The sequence below is a fragment of the Pseudomonas sp. p50(2008) genome, assembly GCF_015351605.1.
Taxonomy (GTDB): Bacteria; Pseudomonadota; Gammaproteobacteria; order Pseudomonadales; family Pseudomonadaceae; genus Aquipseudomonas.
Genome location: NZ_JACMYF010000043.1, coordinates 1 through 1,333, shown reverse-complemented (window position 1 = coordinate 1,333; position 1,333 = coordinate 1). Strand labels below are relative to the sequence as shown.

Genomic DNA, 1,333 nt, shown 5'->3' with positions numbered 1-1,333 from the left:
CGTGTGAGCAACGATAACGCCTTCTCCGAGGCTCTGTTCCGCACCTGCAAGTATGTGCCGAACTACCCCGTCAGTGGCTTCGCTGACCTATCAGCTGCCCAGCGTTGGGTGCACGGCTTCGTCCAGTGGTACAACTATGAGCACCGCCACAGTGCTATCCGCTTCGTGACGCCGATGCAGCGCCACACAGGAGAAGACAAAGCCATATTAGCCAAGAGACATGCGCTCAACCTTGCAGCCAGAGCTGCGCATCCTGAGCGCTGGAGTGGTGACACCCGCAACTGGCATCCTGTGACATTAGTATCGCTAAACCCAGAGCGCCGAGTAGTTAGGGAGGTAGAGAAAATAGCTGCATAAAAATCAAACAGGGCGACAGATACCTTGACAGTTACCGTAAGAGACATCTATTTTTACACCTGTCATTCATCCAACACAGTCATGGTAGCTAAGCTAGCACCCCACTAACAATATCGCTATCAGCACATACCGCACCCTGTTCGAACTAATGGATTGTGATGGACACACCAAATAACTCACTGCATGAGGCAACCCATGAAAAAGCAATTAAAAATAATTCTGCTCGCGTCCCACCTGGCTCTGTTTGGCGCGGGAGTTGGGCTAGGGATCTATATACTTCCGATTTTGTTAGCACAAGAAAACGCCACCATCGCCGAAATTGAAGAAGTGCAAAAGGTGGCAAAGTATAGCGGAGAGTTCAAGAAAGATCAGAAAGGCAGCGACTTCCTTCACTGGGCGAATGGACAACTTTTTGTTACGGATAACGAAATTGTATTTAAAGGTGATGTAGCACCTGGTCCAGACTACAAAATTTACCTGACAAAGAAACAAGCCACCGACAAAGAATCGTTTTTGGACATGAAGAAAGAAGCAATTCTGATTGGCGAATTGAAAAACTTCGGGAATTTCAAGAAAACCATTCCTGCAAGCGTCAACGTCAACGAGTTTACAACGGTCCAAATATGGTGCGAGCGTTTCTCTAAGTTCATCGGCTCCGCAAAATATCAGTAAACAAGCTTAAACTTGGATCTTGCCTGTTCACGAATAACATGCGCCTCATGCCAATGGAAATTAAAGTCTTGCCGGGCATGAGGCCTCCCCTCCACGTCTAGATTCTTGAAGTCAAAATTGACCTCAACCGACCCTCAGACACTGACTACGATGCCTGCATACCCTGAAGCGGTTCACCAGATGGGCTTGCGACAGAGATAAGTACGCGCCAACCTCAGATGCCGCTAAGGCTCTATACGCCGCCTTATCGGAATGGGTGGAATTTTGCGCGCGAGCGTCTAATGTTATCCAAGAGCGAGGGCTC

2 protein-coding genes are annotated in these 1,333 nt (G+C 48.6%); both read left to right on the top strand.

The features are described from left to right. A partial coding sequence (locus H7698_RS31130; RefSeq protein WP_194693906.1) for an integrase core domain-containing protein occupies positions 1 to 357 on the top strand: 357 nt, incomplete at its 5' end. 195 nt (positions 358 to 552) lie between these two features. Continuing rightward, positions 553 to 1,029, top strand: coding sequence for a DM13 domain-containing protein (locus H7698_RS31125; protein ID WP_194693904.1), 477 nt, complete (start codon positions 553 to 555; stop codon positions 1,027 to 1,029). Positions 1,030 to 1,333 lie beyond the last annotated feature (304 nt).

Excerpts from the sequence above, each read along its gene's own strand:
- H7698_RS31125 (WP_194693904.1), top strand. The coding sequence starts at position 553 with ATGAAAAAGCAATTAAAAATAATTCTGCTCGCGTCCCACCTGGCTCTG.